The sequence below is a fragment of the Rothia similimucilaginosa genome, assembly GCF_029850985.2.
In the GTDB taxonomy this organism is placed as follows: domain Bacteria; phylum Actinomycetota; class Actinomycetes; order Actinomycetales; family Micrococcaceae; genus Rothia.
This window is the reverse complement of record NZ_CM138149.1, coordinates 1,716,503-1,736,205: the sequence shown is the minus strand read 5'-3', so window position 1 is coordinate 1,736,205 and position 19,703 is coordinate 1,716,503. Positions and strand designations below refer to the sequence as shown.

The following is a 19,703-nucleotide window of genomic DNA, read 5'->3' as shown; positions in this document are numbered from 1 at the left end:
GCTATGTTTGTCTTTTTTCGATGAGGAAGGTTGTTATGGCTGAGATTCCTGGTACTCCTAATCCTGAGACTTCTGCGGCGCAGAATATTCATGACACTGCTGCCCGTGCCGCTGAGGTCTTCGGTGCCCTGGTGGAAACTATGGCGCTGCTGCGCGCCCCGGGTGGTTGCCCGTGGGACGCTGAGCAGACTCACGTCTCCCTCATCCGCTACCTGGTGGAGGAAACCTACGAGGTTGTTGAGGCCGTAGAAACCGGTGGTGAGCCTAATATGCCGTTGCTGTGCGAAGAGCTGGGTGACGTGCTGCTGCAGGTGGTGTTCCACTCCGATATTGCTGCGGCGAACCCGCAGGGCTTCGATATTGTGCAGGTCGTTGAAGGTCTGGTGCAGAAGCTTCGTTCGCGCCACCCGGATGTGTTCGAGGCTGGGTTTGAGGGTTCTTCGGAGGCGCCCCGTACCGCGGCTGAACAGCAGGCGGCCTGGGACGCGTTGAAGAAGAAGGAAAAGAGCGAGCGCGGCGCGTTGGATGGTGTGCCGCCGCATCTGCCGGCGCTTGCTATGGCGGAGAAGACTGCGTCGAAGGCACGTAAGGCAGGTATTATTTTGCCGCCGGAGCCGACGAGCATGGATGATGACCTGCGCTATATGCACACTGAGGAGGAGTTCGGTGAGTTGCTGTTTGCGTTGGTGAGCCGTGCTCAGCGTAACGGCCTGGATGCTGAGCGCGCCCTGCGTTCGTACACTCGCCGCTATATTGCTCAGCATACTCATGATGAGCCGAGCTACTAGACACGCTGGTCGAGTTCTTCTCGAGGTGCTTTGAAACCTGTCCTCTGAGGGAATAAGAGGTTTCAAAGCACCTTCTATTTGTTTGGGCTCATGTTGTGCTTTGAGCGGGTACCCACACTCTCTTTCTGTGGGGAAGCGTAGGTCTTGTTCCGCTTTGTAGCGCACGACTAATGGTTATTGAGACCTTCATTAAGGCAGCAAAAAAGCGGTGGCAACTAGTGTGTTTGTGTGGGACTTTTGCTAAAATTTAGGGGACGCGACTTGTCCACTACCGGGTGAGCCGTTCACATCCTTGACATCCCAAAAGGAGAACAATTCATGGCTGTTATTACCGCAGTTCACGCACGCCAGATCCTGGATTCCCGTGGCAACCCGACCGTTGAGGTTGAGGTTCTGCTCGAAGACGGTGCTTTCGCACGCGCAGCTGTGCCCTCGGGCGCATCCACCGGTGAGTGGGAAGCTGTTGAGCGCCGCGATGGCGACAAGTCCGTATACCTGGGCAAGGGTGTTCTGGGCGCAGTGAAGTCTGTTATCGAAGAAATCGCTGAAGAGGTCATCGGCATTGAGGCTTCTGACCAGCGCGCTGTTGACGCAGTCATGATTGCTCTGGATGCAACCAACAACAAGGGCAAGCTGGGCGCAAACGCAATCCTGGGTGTCTCTCTGGCTGTTGCTAAGGCCGCTGCTGAGTCCGCTGACCTGCCCCTGTACAAGTACCTCGGCGGCCCGAACGCTCACGTTCTGCCCGTCCCCATGATGAACATCCTCAACGGTGGTTCTCACGCAGACTCCAACGTTGACATCCAGGAGTTCATGATTGCTCCCATCGGCTTCGACAACTACTCTGACGCTCTGCGCGCAGGTGTTGAGGTTTACCACTCCCTGAAGTCCGTGCTGCACGACCGCGGCCTGGCAACCGGCCTGGGCGACGAGGGTGGTTTCGCACCCAACCTGGAGTCCAACGCAGCTGCACTGGACCTGATTGTTGAGGCAATCGAGAAGGCTGGCTACAAGCCGGGCGAGCAGGTTGCACTGGCACTGGACGTTGCTTCCTCCGAGTTCTACAACGACGGCGCATACGAGTTCGAGGGCCAGAAGAAGTCCGCAGCTGAGATGAGCGCATACTACGCTGACCTCGTTGCAAAGTACCCCCTGGTTTCCATCGAGGATCCCCTGGACGAGAACGACTGGGAGGGCTACAAGACCCTGACCGAGCAGATTGGTGATAAGGTCCAGATTGTCGGTGACGATCTGTTCGTGACCAACCCCGAGCGTCTGGCTCGCGGTATCGAAGAGGGCGCAGCTAACGCTCTGCTCGTGAAGGTGAACCAGATTGGTTCGCTGACCGAGACCCTCGACGCAATGGAGCTGGCACAGCGCCACGAGTACCGTTGCATGGTTTCTCACCGTTCCGGTGAGACCGAGGACGTCACCATCGCTGACCTGGCTGTTGCAACCAACGCTGGCCAGATCAAGACCGGTGCTCCCGCACGTTCCGAGCGCGTTGCTAAGTACAACCAGCTGCTGCGCATTGAGGAAGAGCTGGGCGAGGCAGCTGTTTACGCTGGCAAGTCCGCATTCCCCCGCTTCAAGGCATAATAACGCTTGAAGGTTGCGGGATGTTCTGCTGAACGTCCCTGAACAGGCCGGGTCGAACCCGATACATCGTGATGTAATTCATCACGTCATGTATTGTGGGTCGGCCCGGTTTTTCCTTGTCAGCGCCATATAATCAGCCATATACGTTCACTCACGCATCACATAGGAAAATCATGACTGTCTGCTATCTCATCCTCGCCCATAAGTACCCGGAGCAGTTTAAGAAAATTGCTCGACATATTCTGAATTCTGGTGGGGTATGCGTTGCCCACATTGATAAGAAGGCCAATCTTGACGACTTCTACGTCGAGGGTGTGTCTTACGTTCGTGAGCGTGAGAACGTGCGTTGGGCCGGTTACTCTGCGGTGAAGGCAACTCAAAAAATGCTTGCCCAGGCTTTAAAGGAGTATCCGGAGGCAACTCATTACGCATCTATTACGGGGCAGTGCTATCCTGTGCGTCCTCTTCGCGAATACGCTGATTTTCTTGCCCGGCCCGAAAATCTGGAGCGCTCCTGGGTAAGCTTCTACGCTCTGGCTCCCGGTATGCGAAACTACAAGCTGGTTCAGTACCGCGAATACAAAGACTTTGAAGGCCTGCTGCCTGAAGGGATTATCCGCAGGGGCGTACGCAAAGTGTATTACAAGATTTCGAAGATGTTCCCCCGCAAGAATTTGCCCGTCCAGTTTTATCAGGGCTCGGCCTATTGGACGATTTCTCGTTCGGCTGCACTTCAGGTGATGGACTTTTTGAAAACTCCGAAGGGCCGAGAGGTTACCAAGATTTTCCGTTCTGCCCCTATGCCTGACGAGATGTGGATGCAGAGTGTACTCCTCAATACGCCCGCTCGTGAGAGTGTTGAGGCATGGGCAACCGATGGTCAGCTGGCACCGGGCACAAAGCATTCGGAGAACCACGCAAATCACCATTACATCGACTGGAGCGGGATGGGAGCTCACCCTGAGGTGCTCACCGAGAAAGATCTCCCTGTCATCCTAGAATCAGGAAAGTGGTTTACGCGTAAGGTTGAGCCCCAGGCATCTGCCCAGCTCATTGATGCTCTGGATGCCATCCAGCGCGGATAATGATGGGTTCTCCCCTTCAATTCAGGGGTGCTTTTAACGAGGGGCGACGCTATCTCCGTTGGGGGTAGCGTCGCCTTTTGCTCTACCTGGGTGGATGTCAGCACCCCACCCGAACACATAGCGAAAAAGCCCGAAGGTCTTTCAAAACGGCCCCGGAAGTAGCTCCAGAGGGAACGCTCAGGTGAGTGTACAAACCCGGGTAGAATATGAAGGAAGCGTTTAGCGGTACAGAACGGAACGAAGGATAGAGCAATGAGCCAGCGAGCAAACCAGCAGCCCCGGTCGCACTCAAAGAGTTCCACCGGACCCGCTCAGGGCACTGTCTCCTCCAATGCGCCCCGTGGTGCCGCGAAGCAAGCCCGCCCCTCCCTGGTGAAGAAGGTAAGCGCTCTTTTCTTCGGTGTGGGTTTGAACAGGCGTCACCCTGAGCGTGAACGTCAGGCTCAAGCTCGTCGTGAGGAGCGTGCCCGCCGCCGCGCCGCTGAGCAGCAGGGCCGTGAAGAAGACGGATACGACGCCCCCGTGGCAGCTCACATGTTCTCTGGACGTAGCTTCCTCACTACTGTTGTGGTGGGTGTGATTGCGCTCGGTACCGCATACCCGGTGGTTACATACATTGAGCAGGACCGGGAAATCAAGCAGATCAACGCGCACATTTCTCAGCTACAGCAGGAGAACGCTCAGCTGAAGGCAGAACAGACCTGGTGGAATGACGAGAACTATGTTCGCCAGCAGGCACGCAGTCGTCTCTACTATGTGAACCCTGGCGATACCCCGTACGTTGTCACCGGCATTACCGAGGATTCTTCGAAGGCGGACGGTACTTCTGCGAACGCGAAGGACGCCCCTGAGGAAGCCTGGACCACGAAGGTTTGGAATTCTCTCGAGAAGAACTAGCCCCAGTCACCGGCAGGAACCCTGCCCCTGGAAAACACCCAGTATAAGCGGACGAGGCGACCCCTCGTTCCAGAAACTTAGGAATATGAGCACCGAAAACACTATTGAAGAACTGAAGGCACGCACCCCCCGCGGCTTCGGCGTAACTGTTGAAACCCTGACCCCCACCGGGCAGGACATCCGTGTTCTCTCAGCACAACTGGGCCGCAGGGTCCGCGACGTGGTTGAGATCCCGGCACGTTGCGTGTGCGGTAACCCGCTCGTGGCTGCGACCGCGCCGCGACTGAGTAACGGCACCCCCTTCCCGACCGTGTTCTACCTCGCGCATCCGGTGATTACCGCTGCGGCTTCCCGTCTGGAAGCGGGCGGCCTGATGTACGAGATGACCGACTCGCTGGCTGAGGACGCAGACCTAGCGGCACAGTACGCTGCCGCGCACGAAAACTACCTGGCTGAGCGTGAGCGCATCCGCCTGATCAGCGGTACCGAAGAGGTCCCGGAGATTGACGGTATCTCTGCCGGCGGTATGCCGACCCGTGTGAAGTGCCTGCACGCCGTTATCGGCCACACCCTGTCGGTGGGTCGCGGCGTGAACCCGATGGGTGACCGCGGCTTGGACGCTATCGCCGCGTGGTGGACCCCTGAGGTCTGCTCCTGTGACCCCGCATGGCGTGAAGAAGCCTAAATACTGATTCTGGTGCGCCCGCATCGTCTTGAGGACGGTGCGGGCGCATAATAGATAGAAGAAAGAGCGCCGAAAAGCGAAAATTTTTCGCCTGCGGCGCTCGCTGTGCCTTTGGCGCTGAATGTTTATTGAAGACCTGAAAGGAACACACCGTGCGCGTTGGTGCCATTGACTGCGGTACGAACTCTATTCGCCTGCTGATTGCTGATTCCATTACTGAGGTAGTGGACGGGGTTGAGAAGACCGTCCTGAAGGATGTTGTGCGTGAGATGCGCATTGTGCGTCTGGGTCAGGGTGTGGACGCGACCGGCTGGCTGGCGCAGGAAGCGCTGGACCGTACTTTCGGTGCGGCTCGTGAGTACGCGCAGTTGCTGAAGGAGCACGACGCTGATTCGGTGCGTTTCGTGGCGACCAGCGCGACTCGCGATGCGGGTAACCGCCAGGTGTTCGTGGACGGTATCCGCGAGATTTTGGGTACTGAGCCTGAGGTCATTAGCGGTGATGAGGAAGCTGCACTGTCCTTTGCGGGTGCGGTGCGTGCTGTCGGTTACGGTGATGGCGACACTCTGGTGTTCGATCTGGGCGGTGGTTCGACTGAGTTCGTGCTCGGTGACGACGAGTTGGGCGTGAAGGCTTCCCGTAGTGTCAATATTGGTTGTGTGCGCTTGACTGAGCGTCACATGCTCAGCGCCCCGGCGACCGAGTCTCAGATTGCTCGCGTTGAGGCTGATACTGACGAGGCTCTCGATGTTGCGCGTAAGACGGTTCCCCTACAGAATGCGCGCCGCGTGGTGGCAGTGGCTGGCACCGCGACCACTGTGGCTGCCGCTGCGCTGGGTCTGGACCGCTACGATTCTGAGGCTATTAACGCTCAGAGCTTCTCAGTAGAGACCGTTCAGAAGACTGCCCGCTGGTTGGCTTCGCTGAACCGTACCGAGCGTGAGGAGCTCGGTTACATGCACCCCGGTCGGGTGGATGTGATTGGTGCCGGCGCGACGATTTACGCCCGCATCCTGACCCGTCTGAACGAGATGACTGATGGCGCCGTGGATTCGGTGACCGTCAGTGAGCACGACATTCTGGACGGTATTGCTCTGTCCCAGCTGTAGGCGTGAGCGCTCGCGCCGTGAACCGATGGTGGTTCACGGCGCAGCTCAGCTTGAGGAGTTTTAATGTTTCATTCTGAGCGTCGGCGAGGTATGCCCCTGACCGGCTGGTCTCTTGTGCTGTTTTTCGCCTGTGTGTCTCGTGTATTTGGTGTGTGCGTCTCGGTTGGTTCTGACCGAGGCGCTACTCGCCGCATCCGTAAGGATGCAGCTTTGGGTGCCAGTGCCGCGTTGACTCTTCTGCCGTTGTGGATCCCGCTGGCGCCTGCCGCCTGGGCTACAGACCCGACTCCTTCCGCTTCTGCGTCGCCGAGCCCGAAGAGGGAGGTGACGGCGACTCCTTCGCCGTCGGGTACTGCGGTGCTGAAGACTTCTGCGACTCCGAGTCAGGGCACGTCGACTAAGAATGGTGATGATGTTCGTCAGCGTGAGTATTGGCTGAATGAGTACGGTATTACGTCCTTGTGGTCGCAGGCTACGGGTAAGGGTGTAACGGTTGCTGTGATTGATACGGGCGTGGACGGTACTCACCCGGATCTTGAGGGTAATGTTCTGCGCGGTTATGACGCTTCGGGCGTCGGTAGCGAGGACGGCTGGAAGGGCCTGGGCGCTGAGCCGATGCACGGCACGGAGGTCGCTTCTCTGATTGCCGGTCACGGTCACGATACGCAGGGTTATTCTGCGATTGCGGGTCAGCCGGGGAAGCCGACCGGTGTGATTGGTGTAGCTCCCGATGCGAAAATTCTGCCGATTTCGCTGAATATGGGTACGACCGGCGGTAAGAGCATTGATGAGCAGATCCCGGCGGCGGTGCGTTATGCGGTCGATAATGGGGCTCAGATTATTAACATGTCCATCGGCTCGAATAAGACGAGTTGGCCGCAGAGCTGGGATGAGGCGTTTGCCTACGCTGAGCAGAAAGGCGTGCTGATTGTCGCGGCTGCAGGTAACCGCGGTAGCGGCTTGACGCAGGTTGGTGCTCCGGCGACGATTCCTGGCGTGCTGACCGTGGGTGGTATTGACCGGAATAAGCAGGTTTCTGAGGGGTCGTCTACTCAGGGTATTTCGATTGCCGTGGTTGCTCCGAGTACCGATATGATTGCGGCTGCCCCGGGTAACGGGTACATGATTTGGTCTGGTTCTTCGGCTGCTGCCCCGCTGGTGACGGGTGTTGCAGCGTTGTTGAAGCAGAAGTATCCGAAAGAGTCGGCGGCTCAGTTGGCTCAGCGGTTAATTGCTTCGGCTGATGATGCTGGTGCGACGGGTCGTGACCCTTTGTATGGTTACGGTATTTTCAATCCGCAGGATGCGATGGCTCTAGCGTCACCTGCGGTGACGGCTAATCCCTTGGGTTCGATTTCTGAGTGGATTGCTGTGCACCGCAAGCAGCAGGTGAGCGTTCCGACTCCTAACGATGCTGCGCCAGTCCATGAGGAGGGTGAGAGCATTGTGAAGGCGGCTGCGCCGGATGCGCGTCGCCCTCCGGAGGATCGTGGCTGGTTGCCGCCGGTGATTTTGGCGGCGCTGGTGTTGTGGCTGACGATTATTACGGCTGGTTCGGTGCATCGTTTGCACAGGATGCATGTGAGCGCGGGGCAGGTTGCGCAGATGGCTCGTGCGGCGGCGCATCATCAGGGGTCTCACCGGGGTACTCGCCGTGTGTCGAAGAAGTCTTAAGAAACTGCACGGAAGAGTGCTCGCCGGACCCCTCGTTAGCACTGTTTGATGACGTTTTTCTGTTGTACAGGGGCTTTTCTGTTCGCCTGGGGCTGACTTTTGAGTTGGCCCCAGGTTTTATTGTTTGGGATGGGATTTCTGGCGGGACAGGCAGTAGTAAACGAAAATATCGAACACACCGCACAAAAATTAGAAAGGGTATTTTTGACCGTAACCAGCATCAAGGGGTGAACCCAGTTCAGATGCGCAAAACTTTTAACTTAGGGTCAGCCCAAAAGGGGCCATAGGTGCGAAATTACCTAAACAAAGGCGTAAAATAGAAGACAACAGGTATGTGATAGACAGGCTCGTGCTGCTAGCCACTTCGCGTTGCGTAAGGACTTCCAGAGCGGGCCGCTTTGTTCGTCAGGGGAGCTTTCGGAACGAGCCGAAAGTTGCACATACCACCCTACCGGGGCTACCGAACCTCGGTACCTAAAGACTAGGAAGTAACAAAATGGCATTCACTAAGGTGGTACAGGACCGTCCTCGCGTCCTGATTGTCGGTGGCGGCTACGTCGGCTTCACCGTTGCTAAGAAGATCCAGAAGGCTATCAAGGAGACCGGTGGCGTTGTCACCATCGTTGAGCCGAACCCCTACATGACTTACCAGCCCTTCCTCCCCGAGGTTGCAGCAGGTTCAATGGAAGGCCGTAACGCAACTGTGCCGCTGCGCCAGCACCTGCGCGACACCGAGCTGATTCCGGGCCGTATTACCTCCGTCAACCATGCAAACCGCACCGCTATCGTGGAGCCCACCGACAACGGTGAGCCCTTCGAGCTGAAGTACGATGAGATTGTTCTGGGTGCAGGTGCTGTGACCCGTGCATTCCCGATTCCGGGTCTGGCAGAGGTTGCTATCGGTCTGAAGACTATTGAAGAGGCAATTTCTGTTCGTAACTGGGTTCTGGATCGCATCGAGGTTGCATCCATGCTCAGTGATGCTGAGGCACGTCGTCGTGCCCTGACCTTCGTCATTGTTGGTGGTGGCTTCGCTGGCGTTGAGACTATCTCCGAGCTCGAGGACATGGCACGTGTTGCTGTTGAGCGCAATGAGCGTCTCTCTGTTTCTGACCTGCACTTCGTCATGGTTGAGGCTGCACCGCGCATCATGCCCGAGGTTCCCGCAGACCGTGCAGAGAAGGTTGTTGCAGAGCTGCGTGCACGCGGCATCGAGATCCTGCTGAACACCTCCCTCTCCGACGCAACCGACGGTAACCTGCAGTTGATCAACATGGCTGACAAGTCCCCCGCAGGTGAGGTCAAGACCGACACCCTGATCTGGACCGCAGGCGTGGCAGCATCCCCGATGCTGAAGAACACCGACTTCCCGATCGACGAGCGTGGCCGCGTTCGCGTGAGCGCAGACCTGCGTGTTACCGGTGATGATGGCGTGCTCGAGGGTGCTTGGGCTGCAGGCGACAACGCGGCTGTTCCGGATCTTTCCGGTGGCGGCGTGGGCGGCTTCTGCGTTCCCAACGCTCAGCACGCTTCCCGCCAGGCTGTTGTTCTGGCTAAGAACCTGCTGGCTGCTCGCCGCGGCGAGCCCCTGACCGACTACTACCACGAGACTATTGGTGTTGTGGCAGGTCTGGGCCTGTGGAAGGGTGTTGCAAACTTCAAGGGTAAGACCATTGGCGGTCCGCTGGCGTGGATTATGCACCGCGGCTACCACGGCTCTGCAATCCCCACCACCGAGCGTACCGTTCGCGTGATGACCACCTGGGCTCTGAACCAGATTTTCGGTCGCGACACCTCCTCGATTCGCCACCAGCGTTCCCCGCGTCTGGCATTCCAGGAGGCAACCGGTACTGCACCGGCACGCCAGAAGGCAAAGCTCTAAAATAGCCTGACTTAGGGGTATTCCCCTGGGATAGCGCACTTGAGATAAAAAGCAATGGGTGGTGTGGAAGACTTTGGTCTTCTGCACCGCCCATTTTTGTGCCCGGGGGGGGGGAGTATCTGCTGTGTGCAGTCGCTCACCGGTATGTGCTGTTGCGATTTCTTGTAGTTAGAGCGTGGGGAACTCATTGAAATATGCTTCCGCTTAGGTGTGGGTGCGTTTTCGTGGAATAATAGGTATTCGTACCCCTAACTATGCGGGGTGCGCCCTCATAGTCCAATTGGCAGAGACAGAGGACTTAAAATCCTTGTGTTCTGGGTTCGAGTCCCAGTGGGGGCACTGCATAGAGACGCGTAGATGCGCGGTATAGAGATAAGCGGCGGCTCTTCCCGTAGGGGAGGAGCCGCCGCTTGCGTGTCTGGGGTTTTGTGGGGTTCAAAAAGGCGATGCCCCCGGACCAATGCTATCGGGGCATCGTGGAGTGGCGGTGCGGGCTGTCGCATTCCGCGCTCTCTCTTCACTGCGGGTAGATGCAGTCGTCCTCTGCCGGAATCAGGGCGGCCGGTGGTGAAGCCTGAGTGAACCTATCGGCAATTATCTGCCTTCGGGAATTGTGTGTGGAGGCAAGAAACGGTTCAAAGCTTACTTGCGGTGCGCGGTAATCAGTGCATCGATGGAGAACTTGCCTGCGCCGGTGAGAGTGAGGGCTGCTGCCACTGCGGCGAGGGTAAGGACGTATTCGTAACCGCCCTTAGATGCGGAGAAACCTGCTGGGAGGTGGACGAAGAAGAGTGCGCCGCTCATGGATATGACGGATGCGGCTGCCGCGATGCGGGTGCCTGCACCTAGGATAATCATGATGCCGCCGACTAGTTCGGTTACCATAGCGAAGTATGCTGCTGCGGCTGCCATGGGGATACTCATCTGCTCGAAGGAGGCGATGGTACCCGCGGGAGTCCATTCGAATGCTTTCTGGGTTCCGTGCATGATCATGACAAAGCCGAAGACGAGTCGGAGGATGAGCAGACCAGTGGATTTCGTGGTGTTGTTGTTCATACCTTTAAGCTTGACAGGTAAAGTTTTACAATTCAAGTGAATTTAGCTCGCAGAGGGAAATAGGGTGCAAAAAACAGTCAAAATGGGGCTAAAAAGTGACTTGCGCCCTAAAAATGGGGGTTTAGATGACGTTTTGTGACGGCGCTCAACTCTCAAGAACGCCCGCATACCATCTTTCGGAGCTGAAAAACATGAGACCCTAGAAGAGACACAGCCACAGATGCACCCCCGCCTGAATGGGGTAGCAGGGGCAGAAAGGCATCGCATGCAGACTAGACCCTCTATTATTGCTGTCGATATGGACGGCACATTCCTCACCGACTCCAAAACTTTTGACACCGAACGTTTCTCACGCATCCTGCCCCGCCTGCAGGCGCTGGGAATCCATTTTGTCGTGGCGAGCGGAAACACCTACGCCAAGCTACAGGACTATATGCGCGGCTTTGAGAACCAGGGCCTCATCTACATTGCAGAGAATGGTGCGTACCTGGCCGATGAGAGCGGTCAGCTTGCCGTGCATCCCTTTGAGGAAGAGGATGTACCGCGCATCATTGAAGTAGTCCAGGGGCTGAACCACATCGGTCTGCTGGTCTGCACCACCGAAGGTATCTACCTTCCCAAGGACCGTTGTGACCAGATTGTGCACATGATTCGCGGCTATTTTGAAGATACCGGTCAGGATCTTCCCGAAACCCTCACCCTGGAGGACTTTGCGGCGTTCTTCTTCCCTGGCTTGGTCATGGTTGACTCTATTGAAGATTTTGAGGGTGCACCCATTAAGTTCCCGCTGCTGACCCCGCCGAAGCAGACGCAGCAGCTGAGCATCTACCTGCGTGAGGCTCTTCCGCAGACCGTCACCCCGATGGTGAGTGGCTTCGGCGCCATTGACCTAGTGCGTACCGGTGTCAATAAGGCGACCGGTCTGAAGGACCTATGCGAGCGTCTGGATGCTGATCCGGCGGGTATTCTTGCCTTCGGTGACGGTGAGAACGACATGGAGATGCTCAGCTACGCAGGCTGGGGTGTTGCTATGTCTAACGCCCCGGAGATTGTGCGAGATGTTGCTGACGAGGTGATTGGTTCGAACGAGGAACAGGCCGTTCTGGAGTACCTGGAGCAGCTCCTTGATTGTTTGGAAGCTTCGCAATAGACGCTTCACAAAGAGACGCGCAGAAGTGTTTGTCTGCGGGGCGGTGCGGACCTGGGTGAACCTCAGGTAAACACCGCCCTGAAATATTCTGGCAAGGTTGCTAGAAACCCTTGCTGGTAACGAACAGCACCCGTGAGCGCAGAATCTATCCGATAGAATTAACAGAATTAGTTTTGTACCCGTTTAAGGAGAGTATGATGGCAGGAAACCCGCTTCTGAATTCAATGACGAAGAATGTCACTCAGGGTGACTCTCGTTTCGGTCGCTTTGGTGCACAGCCTCAGCAGGCCAGCCAGCAGGCGCAGTACGGTCAGCAGCCCTATAAGCAGCAGTATGGCCAGCCCCAGTACGGCCAGCAGCCCCAGTACGGCCAGCAGGCACAGTACGGCCAGCCGTACGGTGAGGTTGAATACGGCGTAGCAGCCCCTACCTACTCGGAGCCCATCCCTGCTGGTGAGCGTCTGACTATGAACGATGTCATGGTGAAGACCGGCATCAACCTGGGCCTGGTCGCTGTCGGTGCCGCTGTTGCATGGTTCATGCCGGTGTTGCTGCTCCTGGGCATGATTGGCGGTCTAGTCCTGGGTCTGGTGAACTCCTTCAAGAAGAAGGTTTCCCCGATTCTGGTCATGACCTACGCGTTCATGGAAGGTCTGTTGCTCGGCGGCCTGTCCGCTGTTGTGGATATGCGCTACCCCGGCGTGGCTGTCCAGGCTGTTCTGGCAACCCTCGTGGTCGCAGGTACCACCCTGGCGCTGTTTGCGAACGGGAAGTTGCGCGCAACTCCTAAGCTCAACAAGATCTTCATGATCGGCGCTATTGGTTACCTTGTGTACGGCCTCATCTCGATCCTGGGTGCGGGTATCTTCGGTTCCGCACTGGGTAGTGTGAGCCTCTTCGGTATTCCCCTGGGTCTGATTGTTGGCCTGTTTGCTGTTGCGTTGGCAACCTACTCTCTGCTGCTGGACTTCACCACCACCTCTGAGGCTGTGGAGGCTGGCCTGCCCGAGCGTGAGTCCTGGCGTCTTGCATTCGGCCTGACCGCTTCTCTCGTCTGGTTGTACGTCGAGATTCTGCGTGTTCTCATGTACCTGGCAAGCATCTTTAGCAACGACTAAAGCTCGTTATGAGGCGGCGGTACCGTGATGGTGCCGCCGCCTTTGCCGCTTTACTTCCCCGATGTATCGAGGCGCAGGGGAGGGGCAACAACATCACCACATACTACCTCCACTGGGGTAGCCGAAGCTGCCCCGCGCGGGCGCGATACCGATAACGATTTGGAGACACCGTGAAAATTACACCTATTGCAGAAGAACAAGTAGCCGAGGAGGAGCGCGGCTACCGGGTGCCTTTTGCTATGGAAGTTGCCGGTGCTTGGGCGTGGCGCATCATTATGATTGCCGGTGCCGGTTGGGTCCTTTGGAAAAGCCTAGGACACGTCTCCCTGCTGGTTATTTCTCTTCTGGTGGCTCTGCTGTTGGCGGCTCTGCTGAGCCCCGCCGTGATGCTTCTGCGTAAGAAGGGTGTTCGTGCCGGTGGCGCGGCGGCTATTGCCGAAATCGGTATGATTCTGGTGCTCGCCGGTATTATTTCGCTGACCGGTCAGCAGATTCTACGCGGTTTTGTGTCCATGGCGGATAATGCAATGCAGGGCTACCAGCGGCTGATTGGTTGGCTGAAGAACCTCGGCTACGAGTTCGGTGCAGACCAGCTGAACCAGCTGTTGAATCAGGCAGAAAATGCCGTCAGCAATAATCCCAGTTCTGTGTTGCACGGTGTATCCCAGGTGGGCTCGACCGCCGCTGAGGTTGCGACCGGTACCCTGCTGACCCTGTTTACCCTGGTCTTCTTCCTGATGGAGGGCGAGCGTATCTGGCTGTTCGTGACCCGCCTCTTCCCGAAGGATGCGCGTGCCGCTGTCAACGGTGCGGGTCGTGCGGGTTGGAAGTCCCTGGGTGCCTACGTGCGCGTTCAGATTCTGGTGGCGGCTATCGACGCTATCGGCATCGGTGTTGGTGCCGCAATCCTGGGTGTTCCGCTGGCTATCCCGCTGGGTGTACTGGTCTTCCTCGGCTCCTTCGTTCCGGTGATTGGTGCTCTCATTTCCGGTGCTGTGGCTGTGCTGCTGGCGCTGGTTGCTCTGGGCCCGGTGCAGGCGCTGATTATGCTCGGTATTGTTCTGCTGGTTCAGCAGCTCGAATCCCACATTCTGCAGCCGCTCATTATGGGTAAGGCTGTCTCCTTGCACCCGCTGGCGGTTATTTTCTCGGTGGCTGGTGGCTCCATTATTTTTGGTGCGGTGGGTGCTCTGTTCGCTGTGCCGACTCTGTCTGTGGTCAACACGGTGGTGCGTTACCTGGCGAATCGTGACTGGGAGAAGGAGGCACCTCGTGAGGAGGAGTTCCTCTTCCCGCATGAGCTAGAGCGCCGTAAAAAGGCTGAAGAGTCTGAAAAGGAGATAGAAGCTAAAGAGTCTGAAAGCTCTGAAGAATCTAAGGAATCTGAGAAGGCTTAGAACTCAGTTCATTGTGACTAACCGCGGGCTAGATGCTCGCACATAACCTAGAACGGGGGTCGTTCTTGCACTATCTGCTGAGAGTGCGGGGACGGCCCCTGATTTATGCCGGTTCATCCTCTAGAATGGAATGTGCACTGTGCCACCGCGCACCTTTAAACGTATGGGGCTAGGTGCCGCCCAGAATACGTACCCCCAGAATGGAAACCTCGTGAGCGTAGATCTCGACTCCCTGCCCGTGACCATCACCGACATTGAACGTGCCGCAGAGCTACTCGAAGGCGTTATTGAACGCACCCCTGTCGCTCATTCGCGTGCGCTGAGCCAGCGGCTCGGTTCCGAGGTTTTCTTCAAGTGCGAGAACCTGCAGCGTGCCGGTTCCTTCAAGGTGCGCGGTGCGTACGTGCGTATGGCGAAGCTTTCCGAGGAGGAGAAGAAACGCGGCGTCGTGGCGGCGAGCGCGGGTAACCACGCTCAGGGTGTGGCTCTGGCGGCTGATCGTTTGGGCATTAAGGCTCGTATTTACATGCCGCTGGGTGCGGCACTGCCGAAGATTACCGCGACCCGTGATCACGGCGCTGAGGTTGAGCTGCACGGTGTGACTGTGGACGAGGCTCTGGCGGAGGCGAAGCGCTACGCCGAAGAGACCGGCGCGGTGTTTGTGCACCCCTTCGACAATGAAGACATTATTGCCGGTCAGGGCACTATCGGTCTGGAAATCCTGGAGCAGGTTCCGGACGTTGACACCGTGATTGTGGGTGTTGGCGGCGGCGGTCTGCTCGCTGGTCTGTCCGCTGCTATCCGCGCGAAGGAGCAGAAGCTCGGTAAGAAGATCAATATTATTGGTGTTCAGGCAGAGCACGCGGCGGCGTACCCGCTGTCGCTCGCCGCGGATGCTCTGGTGCCGCTGAAGAAGGTTTCCACCATTGCGGATGGTATTGCGGTGGGTCGCCCCGGCCAGATGCCCTTCTCCATCATCAAGGAGCTGGTGAACGATGTGGCGACTGTGAGCGAAGATGATATCGCTCGGGCTTTGATCTTCCTGATGGAACGTAACAAGCTTGTGGTGGAGCCTGCCGGTTCGGTACCCGTGGCGGCGCTGATGAACGGCAAGTTGAAGGAAGAGTACGGCGACCTGGGTACGGTCGTGTGTGTGCTCTCCGGCGGCAATATTGATCCGATGCTGATGCTGAAGGTGATTCAGCGTGGTCTGTCTGCGGCTGGCCGCTATATGACTGTGAAGATGATGCTGTCTGATCGTCCGGGTGAGCTGGCGACCATTTCCCGCATTATTTCTGAGAACGACGCGAACGTGACCGGTGTGGATCATACCCGTGTGGGTGGTTCGCTGTCCATGGGCGATGTGTCGATTACCATCGACATGGAAACCAAGGGTGTGGAGCATTGCCGCCAGGTGATTTCTGCCCTGGAGGATGAGGGTTTCAAGCCCATCATCGTCTACTAAGCAGATATATTTATTAGCCGACGAGCTATAGCGTTGCCTCAAATCAGATGATTGGAAGCAACCAGATAGACGCAAGCAAGCAGAAAAAACAGTGTGGGGTCCTGAACTTAAACGGTCAGCACCCCACACTGTTTGTTTTAAGTCTAGCGTTGTCTCTTAGCTCTAACTTCTCAGCCCAGGTAGGGGGTTGCGGAGATAATCTTGGCGCTCAGTTCCTTACCGTTCGGAGCGGTGTAGGTGACTTCGTCACCCTGCTTAGCGCCCATAATTGCTGCGCCGAGGGGGGACTTCTCAGAGAAGACCTTCAGGTCGCTACCTGCAGGCAGAGTGTCCTCAATTTCGCGGGAGCCGAGTAGGAACTTCAGGGTGCGGCCGGCAACCTCAGCTTCGATAACCATGCCGTGTTCTACCACGCCGTCGTCAGCGGGAGTATCGCCGATGTGTGCAGTTTCCAGCAGATGCTTGAGCTGCTTGATGCGTGCCTCGTTCTTAGCCTGCTCGTCACGTGCAGCGTGGTAGCCGCCGTTCTCGCGGAGGTCACCCTCATCGCGTGCCTGCGCGATGCGGTCAACAATTTCCTGGCGGTACGGGCCGGAGAGGTGCTCCAGCTCCTCGGTGAGGCGGTCGAAGGCGTCCTGAGTGAGCCATGCACCGGTGTTTTCAGCCATGTGTGTCCTTTGCTTATGCGCCGGCTCTGCCGGTGCGAAACGAATAAACCCGCTACCGTGCGCCATAGAAAAAGGCGGGGAGGCGGTAACGGAATGAATCAACAGACCTATTCTAGAGCACTGGAGGATTTTCGGCTGTTACGCCGGTCGTATCTTCCCCTCTGAGCGCATCTTCATCGGTACGCATGCCGGTAGCTGAACGTTCTGCCAGCATCAGCCTGTTTCTTGCCCGTGAATCTGCTGATAAGGTGGGGTATTTCAGGATGTCACACGGTGTCATCTGCGCTAGTGCACTGGCGCTATCCTTGGGTATCATACGAGAAGCTACAGCCGTAAAATTTCTGCCGCGTAGCGCTCGCATTTGCGAGTCACAGACATATTATCCGCATTCTGGCGCATCACATAAAGGAGACCACCGTGAGCGAAGCCATTGAACAGCTGAAGGCAAACCTGCCGACTCACCCTCCCGTGGACTCCCTCAAACCCCTGGATGAGAACTACACTGGTCTGCGCATCCTCGCGGTGCACGCGCACCCGGATGACGAGTCCTCCAAGGGCGCAGGTACTGCTTCGGCGTATATTGCCCGTGGTGCCCGCTTCATGGTGGCGACGATGACCGGCGGCGAGCGTGGTGACATCCTGAATGAGGAGATTGCTAAGAGCCCGCGTGCGCACCGTGACCTGCCGGGTCTGCGCCGCGCTGAGATGGCGGTTGCCCGCGAGATTATGGGTATTGAACACCGTTGGATTGGCTTCTTCGACTCTGGTCTGCCCGAGGGTGACCCCATGCCGCCTCTGCCCTTCGGTAGCTTTGGTACCATGCCCCTGGACCGTGCCGCTGCGCCGCTTGTGCGTTTAGTGCGTGAGTACCGCCCGCACATCATCATCACCTATGACGAGATTGGCGGCTACCCGCACCCCGACCACATCATGACCCACAAGGTTGCCGTGGAAGCATTCGAGAAGGCGGGCGACCCCGAGGCGTATGTGGGTGAGGGCGAGCCCTGGACCCCGATGAAGCTCTACTATGACCGCGCGTTCAACCCCGAACGCACCCTCATCCTGCACGAGCATCTGCTCGATACGCACGGTGAGAGCCTGCTGAGCGGCTGGATTGAGAACATCGCGTACCATGCAACGTCGGGGGCGCCTCGCCATGAGACTACGACCCGCATTCTGGTTCACGAGCACTTTGAGCAGCGCGATCAGGCGCTGCTGGCGCACGCCTCGCAGGTGGATCCGAACGGCGTGTTCTTCGCCGTTCCTAGCGAACAACTGAAGGATATCTGGCCTTGGGAGGACTACACGCTGGCTGCCTCACATGCTGAAGTTCAGCTACCCGAATCTAGCCTGGATGAGGGCCTGAGCGACTACTACGTTATCTAGCGTGGGATGCATCGCCCCACGTTAGCCAATGATGCCTTTCACTCACGATACGAGTCGTGGGTGAAGGGCATCAACCATTCTTAGGTACGCGATGTGCGCAACCCCTTCACACACCCCCGCATGCCACCACTAGCCACCACAAATTTTGAGCCGATTCTCAGCCCAACCGTGATGCCGATTGCCGCGAAGGTACGGCGCGGCGGAGTAGAATAGGAGCTTGGGCTCTTTCGTTATGAGCCTGCTGAATTATCGCCACGACAGCCGAATGAGGTATGAGCTATGAGCGCCAATGCCCTGCCTGTGATTACTGTGCACGGCCACGCCAGCAACCCCGGCACTGTCACTGAGCCTACCGTCTATGAGCAGGCTCTGGCGCGCTCGCTGAGCCCCGAATCCCTGCCTGCACATATTGGAGTGCTGGTGGACGGTAACCGCCGCTGGGCGGCTCAGCGCGGTTTGAGCACCCGTGAGGGCCACGCCGCCGGTGCGGAGCGAATTATTGATTTTCTGGCGTGGTGTACTGAGCTGTCGATTCCGCAGGTGAGCCTGTACATGCTCTCCACCGAGAACCTGAAGCGCCCTGAGAAGGAGCTGACCGGTCTGGTCGCGGTGATTGATACCTTCCTGGTGCGTCTAGTGGACTCCGCCTGCGGTCCGGTGCGCGCCATCGGCAATATTGACCTGATTCCTCGCCAACTGCACGAGCGCTTAGATTGGGCGATTGAGCAGACGGCGCACCTGCCCGGTGTTCGTGTGAACATTGCGGTCGGCTACGGCGGTCGCCATGAGATTGTGGACGCGGTCCGTTCGGTTCTGCGTGAGGCCGCCGCCGAGGGTGCATCCTTGGAATTGCTTGCTGAACAGCTGAGCGTAGAGGATATTTCTTCGCATCTGTACACCGCCGATATGCCCGACCCGGACCTGCTGATTCGCACTTCGGGCGAGCAACGCCTGTCTGGTTTCATGACCTGGCAGAGCGCGTATTCTGAGTTTTATTTCTGCCCCGCTTTATGGCCGGATTTTACTCGCGTTGATTTTCTGCGTGCCTTGCGGGATTACGCGAACCGTTCCCGCCGCTTCGGTTCCTAGAACTTAGATGCTCTAGCGCCTATGCGCTCTAGCACCGCTGGCTCGTATTTCTTGGCTAGCAGGTTTCGGTAGTACCGCCTCCAGCAATACAGAATGGACGTTCTATGCTCGCTGAGCTTTCCCGCCTCTACAACGCAGGCGGCGCCTACGTTATTGCCGCTCTGGTGCTCGGCAGCTACCTGCTGTATTTTTTGTGGTGCGCCCTGCGGCTGTGGCGTATTGACGTGCGGGAGCACCGTCTGCCCCACCGCATCCTGATCCCTCTGGCTATTGCCACCTATACGGCGTTGCCTGTGTCTTTGCTTTTTGCCGGTCGCCCCGCCGATATTTGGCGCGTGATGGGTGCCGGTCTGGCGCTGTGGTTCTGCTACGGGCTTCTGCGTATTCTGTCTTTTGGCGCGCTGGGCCGCGGGGATGTGAAGCTTGCCGGCATTCTGGGCGGCGCGCTCGGGTACCTGTCCTGGGCAAATCTGGGGTGGGCGTCGCTGGTGACGTTCCTTGCCGGTGGTCTGGTGTCTTTGGCTCTGGTGCTGTTCCCGAAGGCGCGCGGTAGCACCCGCATTGCCTTCGGTCCGTTTATGCTTCTGGGCGCGCTGGTGGCGTTGGCGGCTCCGGCATATTTTCTGTGGTAGATTCCGAAGTGGGGTGACCGTCC

17 protein-coding genes and 1 tRNA gene are annotated in these 19,703 nt (G+C 57.6%); 16 read left to right on the top strand and 2 right to left on the bottom strand.

The window, feature by feature from the left end; genetic code table 11:
• The first annotated feature begins 44 nt into the window (after positions 1–44).
• From QFX07_RS07155 to QFX07_RS07115, 9 genes are all read left to right on the top strand, one after another.
• Positions 45–788 carry a MazG family protein gene (locus QFX07_RS07155; protein WP_314079893.1) on the top strand — a complete coding sequence of 248 codons (744 nt, stop codon included), beginning with the start codon at positions 45–47 and terminating at the stop codon, positions 786–788.
• Between the two features lie 318 nt (positions 789–1,106).
• Positions 1,107–2,387, top strand: a complete 1,281-nt coding sequence (eno, locus tag QFX07_RS07150; protein WP_070686226.1) for a phosphopyruvate hydratase — start codon at positions 1,107–1,109, stop codon at positions 2,385–2,387.
• Positions 2,388–2,560: 173 nt separating this feature from the next.
• Positions 2,561–3,472 (top strand): beta-1,6-N-acetylglucosaminyltransferase, encoded by a 912-nt coding sequence (locus tag QFX07_RS07145; protein ID WP_070686228.1) that lies wholly within the window; start codon positions 2,561–2,563, stop codon positions 3,470–3,472.
• A gap of 252 nt (positions 3,473–3,724) precedes the next feature.
• Entirely contained in the window at positions 3,725–4,369 is a 645-nt protein-coding gene (locus QFX07_RS07140; protein WP_279741749.1) for a septum formation initiator family protein, read from the top strand.
• 85 nt (positions 4,370–4,454) lie between these two features.
• Complete coding sequence (locus QFX07_RS07135; RefSeq protein WP_279754279.1) at positions 4,455–5,054, top strand: DUF501 domain-containing protein; 600 nt, start codon at positions 4,455–4,457, stop codon at positions 5,052–5,054.
• A gap of 152 nt (positions 5,055–5,206) precedes the next feature.
• Complete coding sequence (locus tag QFX07_RS07130; RefSeq protein ID WP_279754280.1) at positions 5,207–6,163, top strand: Ppx/GppA phosphatase family protein; 957 nt, start codon at positions 5,207–5,209, stop codon at positions 6,161–6,163.
• A gap of 63 nt (positions 6,164–6,226) precedes the next feature.
• The gene (locus QFX07_RS07125) at positions 6,227–7,837 is read left to right on the top strand and encodes a S8 family peptidase (RefSeq protein ID WP_279754281.1); all 1,611 of its coding nucleotides are present in this window, start codon (positions 6,227–6,229) and stop codon (positions 7,835–7,837) included.
• Positions 7,838–8,333: 496 nt separating this feature from the next.
• On the top strand, positions 8,334–9,719 hold the full coding sequence (locus QFX07_RS07120; protein WP_279754283.1) for an NAD(P)/FAD-dependent oxidoreductase: 1,386 nt from the start codon (positions 8,334–8,336) through the stop codon (positions 9,717–9,719).
• Between the two features lie 265 nt (positions 9,720–9,984).
• Positions 9,985–10,058: transfer RNA gene (locus QFX07_RS07115), tRNA-Leu, on the top strand.
• Positions 10,059–10,361: 303 nt separating this feature from the next.
• Here the strand turns inward: QFX07_RS07115 and QFX07_RS07110 are convergent.
• On the bottom strand, positions 10,362–10,775 hold the full coding sequence (locus QFX07_RS07110) for a DoxX family protein (protein WP_279754284.1): 414 nt from the start codon (positions 10,773–10,775) through the stop codon (positions 10,362–10,364).
• Positions 10,776–11,040: 265 nt separating this feature from the next.
• Between QFX07_RS07110 and QFX07_RS07105 the strand changes: the two genes are divergently transcribed.
• The 4 genes from QFX07_RS07105 (at position 11,041) to ilvA (ending at position 15,905) form a co-directional block, all read left to right on the top strand.
• Positions 11,041–11,925 carry an HAD family hydrolase gene (locus tag QFX07_RS07105; protein ID WP_279754285.1) on the top strand — a complete coding sequence of 295 codons (885 nt, stop codon included), beginning with the start codon at positions 11,041–11,043 and terminating at the stop codon, positions 11,923–11,925.
• Positions 11,926–12,122: 197 nt separating this feature from the next.
• A complete protein-coding gene (locus tag QFX07_RS07100) occupies positions 12,123–13,043 on the top strand; it encodes a Bax inhibitor-1/YccA family protein (RefSeq protein WP_279754286.1) in 921 nt (306 codons plus the stop codon).
• Positions 13,044–13,213: 170 nt separating this feature from the next.
• Positions 13,214–14,440: an AI-2E family transporter gene (locus QFX07_RS07095; RefSeq protein WP_279741763.1), complete on the top strand. Its 1,227-nt coding sequence runs from the start codon at positions 13,214–13,216 to the stop codon at positions 14,438–14,440.
• Between the two features lie 211 nt (positions 14,441–14,651).
• The gene (gene ilvA / locus QFX07_RS07090) at positions 14,652–15,905 is read left to right on the top strand and encodes a threonine ammonia-lyase (RefSeq protein ID WP_279790648.1); all 1,254 of its coding nucleotides are present in this window, start codon (positions 14,652–14,654) and stop codon (positions 15,903–15,905) included.
• A gap of 170 nt (positions 15,906–16,075) precedes the next feature.
• Here the strand turns inward: ilvA and greA are convergent, their stop codons facing one another.
• Positions 16,076–16,573: a transcription elongation factor GreA gene (gene greA, locus QFX07_RS07085; RefSeq protein WP_279741765.1), complete on the bottom strand. Its 498-nt coding sequence runs from the start codon at positions 16,571–16,573 to the stop codon at positions 16,076–16,078.
• Positions 16,574–16,990: 417 nt separating this feature from the next.
• Between greA and mca the strand changes: the two genes are divergently transcribed.
• The 3 genes from mca (at position 16,991) to QFX07_RS07070 (ending at position 19,680) form a co-directional block, all read left to right on the top strand.
• Positions 16,991–17,959: a mycothiol conjugate amidase Mca gene (mca, locus tag QFX07_RS07080; RefSeq protein WP_279741767.1), complete on the top strand. Its 969-nt coding sequence runs from the start codon at positions 16,991–16,993 to the stop codon at positions 17,957–17,959.
• Between the two features lie 279 nt (positions 17,960–18,238).
• Complete coding sequence (gene uppS, locus QFX07_RS07075; protein ID WP_279754287.1) at positions 18,239–19,048, top strand: polyprenyl diphosphate synthase; 810 nt, start codon at positions 18,239–18,241, stop codon at positions 19,046–19,048.
• 104 nt (positions 19,049–19,152) lie between these two features.
• The gene (locus QFX07_RS07070) at positions 19,153–19,680 is read left to right on the top strand and encodes a prepilin peptidase (protein WP_279754288.1); all 528 of its coding nucleotides are present in this window, start codon (positions 19,153–19,155) and stop codon (positions 19,678–19,680) included.
• Positions 19,681–19,703 lie beyond the last annotated feature (23 nt).

Bases quoted from the DNA above. Each gene is read 5' to 3' on its own strand.
- eno (WP_070686226.1), top strand. From the start codon at position 1,107: ATGGCTGTTATTACCGCAGTTCACGCACGCCAGATCCTGGATTCCCGT.
- QFX07_RS07145 (WP_070686228.1), top strand. From the start codon at position 2,561: ATGACTGTCTGCTATCTCATCCTCGCCCATAAGTACCCGGAGCAGTTT.
- QFX07_RS07140 (WP_279741749.1), top strand. From the start codon at position 3,725: ATGAGCCAGCGAGCAAACCAGCAGCCCCGGTCGCACTCAAAGAGTTCC.
- QFX07_RS07135 (WP_279754279.1), top strand. From the start codon at position 4,455: ATGAGCACCGAAAACACTATTGAAGAACTGAAGGCACGCACCCCCCGC.
- QFX07_RS07125 (WP_279754281.1), top strand. From the start codon at position 6,227: ATGTTTCATTCTGAGCGTCGGCGAGGTATGCCCCTGACCGGCTGGTCT.
- QFX07_RS07120 (WP_279754283.1), top strand. From the start codon at position 8,334: ATGGCATTCACTAAGGTGGTACAGGACCGTCCTCGCGTCCTGATTGTC.
- QFX07_RS07110 (WP_279754284.1), bottom strand. From the start codon at position 10,775: ATGAACAACAACACCACGAAATCCACTGGTCTGCTCATCCTCCGACTC.
- QFX07_RS07105 (WP_279754285.1), top strand. From the start codon at position 11,041: ATGCAGACTAGACCCTCTATTATTGCTGTCGATATGGACGGCACATTC.
- QFX07_RS07100 (WP_279754286.1), top strand. From the start codon at position 12,123: ATGGCAGGAAACCCGCTTCTGAATTCAATGACGAAGAATGTCACTCAG.
- greA (WP_279741765.1), bottom strand. From the start codon at position 16,573: ATGGCTGAAAACACCGGTGCATGGCTCACTCAGGACGCCTTCGACCGC.
- uppS (WP_279754287.1), top strand. From the start codon at position 18,239: ATGAGCGCCAATGCCCTGCCTGTGATTACTGTGCACGGCCACGCCAGC.
- QFX07_RS07070 (WP_279754288.1), top strand. From the start codon at position 19,153: ATGCTCGCTGAGCTTTCCCGCCTCTACAACGCAGGCGGCGCCTACGTT.